This is a genomic window from Magnetospirillum fulvum MGU-K5, assembly GCF_000442515.1.
Lineage (GTDB): Bacteria > Pseudomonadota > Alphaproteobacteria > Rhodospirillales > Magnetospirillaceae > Phaeospirillum > Phaeospirillum fulvum_B.
Genome location: NZ_AQPH01000118.1, coordinates 1 through 5,446 on the forward strand (window position 1 = coordinate 1; position 5,446 = coordinate 5,446).

The window sequence follows — 5,446 nt, forward strand, 5'->3', positions numbered from 1 at the left end:
TCCCGTTGAGACTATCACCGACCACGCCGTAAATCCGTTCGACCCCGGCCCGGAAAAGCGTCTGGACGAACAGATCGGCAACCGTGTCGGCGCTCATGGAAATAGTCCTGCTTTGCTGATCGCGGCGGGCTCTTCCCTTAGGCTTGCCTCCAACGTGATCTCGGGAACGCTGGCCAGCGCCTTCGACAGCGGGCAATCCCGTTTTGCCCCCTCGGCGATCTGGTGGAAACGTGCCGGATCGACATCCGTCCCGGTCACCAGCAGGGTCAGGGCGATCCGGTCGATCAAAAACCCCTCACCCTGCGTGACCAAGCGGACGCTGGCGGTGGTTTCGATCTCGGTGATGGTCAACCCGGCCTTTTCCGCAGCGAACGAAAACGCCATGGTGAAACAGGCGGCGTGGGCAGCGCCCAGCAATTCTTCGGGGTTGGTATTGCGCCGTTCCTCTCCGAAACGGCTGCCGAAGCCGTAGGGAGCATGAGACAAAGCGCCGGTTTCAGTGCTGATCGCGCCGGTTCCTGTCTTCCCCTGGCCGTCCCAATGCACGCTTGCTGTTTTTTCAGTCACGAAGCGGCTCCTGTAACGACAGAGTGTCTGTTCGATACAGCAACACTAACAGACAGAAACTCTATCGCAGCAGGATCGGAAATTACTTAAATATTCGAGATTAATGATAACATCGTGTCGGATATTTATGAAAAACGAAATCCCCCTATTTATTTATCAAATAGACCAGCCATCACACTTTCAGTCGATATCCGATACCGGGTTCGTTGACAATCAGGGTCGGTTGCGACGGGTCGGCCTCAAGCTTCTGGCGCAGTTGATTGACATAGACCCGCAGATAAGCGGTGTCCTCGACATGGGCCGGACCCCACACCTTCAGCAACAGGTCGCGGTGGGTCATCAAACGGTCCGGGTTGTTGGCAAAGACGTCCAGCAACTCCCATTCCTTTTTCGACAGGCGCAAATCCTCGCCGCCCCGGCTGACGACGCGGCGAGACAGGTCGATCCGCACCCCGCCTGCGGTCTCGATCACCGTGTCCGCCCCCTCCTTGACGCCACGCTGACGCACCACGGCGCGGACCCGGGCCATCAATTCGGCAATCCCGAACGGCTTGACCACATAATCGTTGGCGCCACGGTCAAGCGCCTCGACTTTATCGAGTTCCTCGGCCCGGACCGACAGGACGATGATCGGCACCGCCGAGCTTTCGCGGACCGCGCTGATCACCTCCTGACCGTCCAGATCGGGCAGGCCAAGATCGAGGATCAGCAGATCGGGCGATTGGGTGCGGGCGGCGGCGATGCCGTCGGAGGCGGTTTCGGCCTCGATCACCTCATAGCCATTGGCCGACAGCGAGATTCGCATGAATTTGCGGATTTGCGGCTCGTCGTCGATCACCAGAATACGCGTCATGACGGCCCCTCTTTTGCCGTCAGATCGAGATCGGGAGGCAACGGCAGGTGAATGATGATGCAGGTTCCCGCCCCGTGCAATCCGGGTTCGGCCTTGATGGTGCCGCCATGCGCCTCGACGATGCCCCGGCAGATCGCCAACCCCAACCCGGTGCCTGCGGTCTGGCTGTCGGTGGCCTGGACCCGATAAAACATGTCGAACACCTTCTCGCGATCCTCGGGCGGGATACCCGGCCCCTGGTCGGCAACCTCGATGGCGATATGGTCGAGGGCCTTGACCGCCCAGACCTTGATCGTCGTGCCGGACGGCGCGTATTTGCAGGCGTTGTCGAGCAGGTTAAAGAACATCTGTTCGATCAGCACCGCATCGAGACACAGCAGCGGTAATTTGGAATCGATCTCGACCCGGATAGCATGATGGCGAGCGAGGCGGCGGGTCCGCTTGACCGCGGCCCCGACGACATCGTTGAGATCGACCCAATCGACCTTTGGCTTCAACGCCCCCGATCCCAGCCGGGTCATGTCGAGCAGGTTCTGAACAAAACGGTTCAACCGTTCCGCCTCGTCCTGAATGGTCTGCGCCAGATCGAGGCGGCTGGTACCGTCAAGCGACTCGTCGTAATTGATCAGGGTCGAAGCCGCCCCCATGATCGACACCAGCGGCGTGCGCAGATCGTGCGACAGCGACGACAGCAGCGCCGAGCGCAACCGTTCACGCTCGGTCGAGACTTTCGCCGCCTCGATATCGGCGACCAGGGTGGTCCGCTCGATCGCGACGGCGGCCTGATCGGCCAGGGTTTCCAGCAGGCGGAGCTGGGCCGGAGACGGGGTCACCCCGCCATCTTTCATCCGCACACCCAACACCCCGATCGGCCCCCTCGCCGTTTTCAGCGGCAGAAACAGCCAGCCCGCCGTCGGCAGAGTGGTCGAACCGCGCCCGGCCAGCTTGCCATGACTCCAGGCCCAATCGGCAGCAGCAGCGGATTTGTCGTCGATCTGGTCTTCGGGCGGATAGCCAGCGGCAATCGCCAGCCCGCTCTCGCCCGGCAGCAGCATCAGCGACTTGCCATGAATGGTGACGGCGACATGATGGACCACCGCCCACAACACATCGTCCTGGGTCGCGGCGGCGGTGATCTTGCGCCCGAAATCGTACAGATTGGTGGTACGTCGGGCGCTTTCGCGGGTGGTCTCGATCTGCATCCGCAGCCGCGCTGCCATGTTGCTGATAATCACCGCCGCGATCAGAAAGAACACCACGGTCAGGATGTTCTTGCTGTCGGTGATCGCGAAGGTCAGCCTTGGTTCGGTAAAAAAGAAGTTGAAGCAAAAGAAACTGGCAATCGAAGCGACGATGCCAGGGCGCAGGCCCGAACGCATCGCCACGATCATCACCGCCAGCAGATAGGCCACCGAGATGTTGGCAATCGGCAGCCACAGATCAATCAGGAAGCCCAACCCGGTGGCAATCGCGGTTGCGATCACGGCAAAGCCATAGCCCAGCCCCTGCCGCCAGCCCGATTGCGCCGGTGCGGCCGGAACCTGCGACGGCCGCGGCTTGTCCTCGTCATCGCGGCCGACCAGGATGACGGTGAAGTCTCCGGCCCGCTCGATCAGGCGATCGGTCACCGATTCGCCCCAGCGCCCGAACCGGCCACTTCGCCGCGAGCGCCCCACTACGATCTGGGTGCAATTGCGCTCGCGGGCATAGGTCAGCACGGTATCGGCAACGTCGTCGCCCTGAAGCGTTGCCGTCTCGCCGCCCAATTGGGTCGCCAGCCGCATCGCCGCCGCCATCTTGTCTTTTTCCGCCTCGGTGACGATGTGGGCTCCGGCGGTTTCCACCGTCACCGCGACCCAGGCCGCGCCGCGCCGTTCGGCGGCTCGTTTGGCAGCACGGACCAGCCGCTCGGCATCGACCTTCTCATCGAAGCAGACCAGGATACGTTCGCGCGCGGGCCAGGGACCGGCGATGGCGTGGGCGCGCATGTAATCGACCATCTGGCGGTCGACCCGCTCGGCGGCATGGCGCAGCGCCAGTTCGCGCAGCGCGGTCAGGGTGCCGGGCGTGAAAAAACTGTGCATCGCCCGGCGCGCCTGCTCGGGCAGATAAACCTTGCCCTCCTCCATCCGCTTGATCAGATCCTGCGGCGGCAGGTCGATCAGTTCGATTTCGTCGGCGGTCGCCAGCACGCTGTCGGGCAGAGTTTCCCGCACCTTGACGCCGGAAATTTGCTCGACGACGTCGTTAATCGATTCCAGATGCTGGATGTTGAGGGTCGAATAGACATCGATCCCCGCCCCCAGCAATTCGTCGATGTCCTGCCATCGCTTGACGTGGCGCGAGCCGGGAATATTGGTGTGGGCCAGTTCGTCGATCAGGGCGATCTTGGGCCGTCGCCGCAACAGGGCATCGAGGTCGAGTTCGGAAAAGGCCCGTCCGCGATACTCGACCTGACGCTGGGGCAGCACCTCAATCCCGGCGACCAGCGCCTCGGTCTCGCGTCGCCGGTGGGTTTCCACCACACCGGCAACGACGTCTTGTCCCTCGCGCACCCGGTCATGGGCGGCTTGGAGCATCGCATAGGTCTTACCGACGCCGGGAGCGGCCCCCAGAAAGATCTTCAGCCGCCCCCGTCCTTCCCGCTGGGCTTCGGCCAGCAGAGCATCGGGGGAAGGACGGTTATCGCGGTCGTCGGTCATCAAACGCTACTTCACTTCACCGGCCAGCGTTCGTCCAGTGCAAGATTGACGTCCAGCACATTGACATGCGGCTCGCCCAGAAAGCCGAATTGGCGGCCGTCGACATGGCGGGCGATCAGGGCTTTGACCTCCTCGACCGGAGCATGACGAGCCTGCGCGATCCGGCCCGCCTGCCACAACGCGGCGGCCGGGCTGATGTCGGGATCGAGCCCGCTGGCCGAAGCGGTGACCAGATCGACCGGCACCGGCCCGGTCTGGTCAGGATGAGCGGCGCGGATCGCCGCGATCGCCTGGGCAACCCCGTCGACCAGGGCCCGGCTGGACGGCGCCAGATTGCTACCGCCCGAGGCGGCGGCGTTATAAGGCGCCGCGACACTCTTGGTCGGGTCGGCGGGATCGGCGGCGACGGTGGCCGACGGACGGCCCCAAAGATAGGTCGGTCCGGTAAAGTTCTGACCGATCTGGGCCGATCCGATCACTTGGCCGTCCTTCTCGATCAAGCTGCCTTTGGCCTGCCAGGGAAAGGCGATCTGGGCCAGCCCGGTCACCGCCAGCGGATAGGCCAGCCCGGTCAGGACAGTCATCGCCGCCACCATCACCAGCGCGGGACGAAGCTCTTTTAACATCTCATCTCTCCGTTCAGGCGAGGCCAAGGGCGGCAATCGCGATATCGATCAGCTTGATCCCGGCGAAGGGAACAATCAGGCCGCCCAGCCCATAGACCAGCAGATTGCGCTTCAGCAGCGTTTCGGCACTGGCCGGTTTGTAGTGAACGCCCTTCAGCGCCAGCGGGATCAGGGCGATGATGATCAGGGCATTAAAGACGATCGCCGACAGGATCGCACTTTGCGGGCTGGCGAGGTTCATCACGTTCAGCGCCTGAAGCTGCGGGTACGACGCCAGGAACAAAGCCGGGATGATCGCGAAATATTTGGCGACGTCGTTGGCGATCGAGAAGGTGGTGAGCGATCCCCGGCTCATCAGCAATTGTTTCCCGATCATCACGATCTCGATCAACTTGGTCGGATCGCTTTCGAGATCGACCATGTTGCCCGCCTCGCGCGCGGCCTGGGTGCCGGTATTCATCGCCACCCCGACATCGGCCTGAGCCAAAGCGGGTGCGTCGTTGGAACCGTCGCCGCACATCGCCACCAGCCGTCCGCCCTTCTGATGCTCGCGGATCAGCTCCAGCTTCTTTTCCGGGGTCGCCTCGGCCAGGAAATCATCGACTCCGGCCTCGGCGGCAATCGCGGCGGCGGTCAGCGGATTGTCGCCGGTGACCATCACCGTCTTGATCCCCATCGCCCGCAGCGTCGCAAAGCGC

The 5,446-nt window shown here is 63.0% G+C and carries 5 protein-coding genes; all 5 read right to left on the minus strand.

Annotated elements, in window-relative coordinates; all coding sequences use genetic code 11:
- Positions 1 to 93: 93 nt before the first annotated feature.
- The gene (locus K678_RS16710) at positions 94 to 567 is read right to left on the minus strand and encodes an OsmC family peroxiredoxin (protein ID WP_039853707.1); all 474 of its coding nucleotides are present in this window, start codon (positions 565 to 567) and stop codon (positions 94 to 96) included.
- 172 nt (positions 568 to 739) lie between these two features.
- Positions 740 to 1,420, minus strand: a complete 681-nt coding sequence (locus K678_RS16715) for a response regulator (protein WP_021133659.1) — start codon at positions 1,418 to 1,420, stop codon at positions 740 to 742.
- Positions 1,417 to 4,122: a sensor histidine kinase gene (locus tag K678_RS16720; protein ID WP_021133660.1), complete on the minus strand. Its 2,706-nt coding sequence runs from the start codon at positions 4,120 to 4,122 to the stop codon at positions 1,417 to 1,419. Before K678_RS16720 ends, K678_RS16715 begins: the two co-directional genes overlap by 4 nt.
- Before the next feature lie 11 nt (positions 4,123 to 4,133).
- Positions 4,134 to 4,748: a potassium-transporting ATPase subunit KdpC gene (kdpC, locus tag K678_RS16725; RefSeq protein ID WP_021133661.1), complete on the minus strand. Its 615-nt coding sequence runs from the start codon at positions 4,746 to 4,748 to the stop codon at positions 4,134 to 4,136.
- A 13-nt stretch (positions 4,749 to 4,761) separates the two neighbouring features.
- On the minus strand, positions 4,762 to 5,446 hold a 685-nt coding region (locus tag K678_RS16730; protein ID WP_021133662.1), incomplete at its 5' end, for an HAD-IC family P-type ATPase.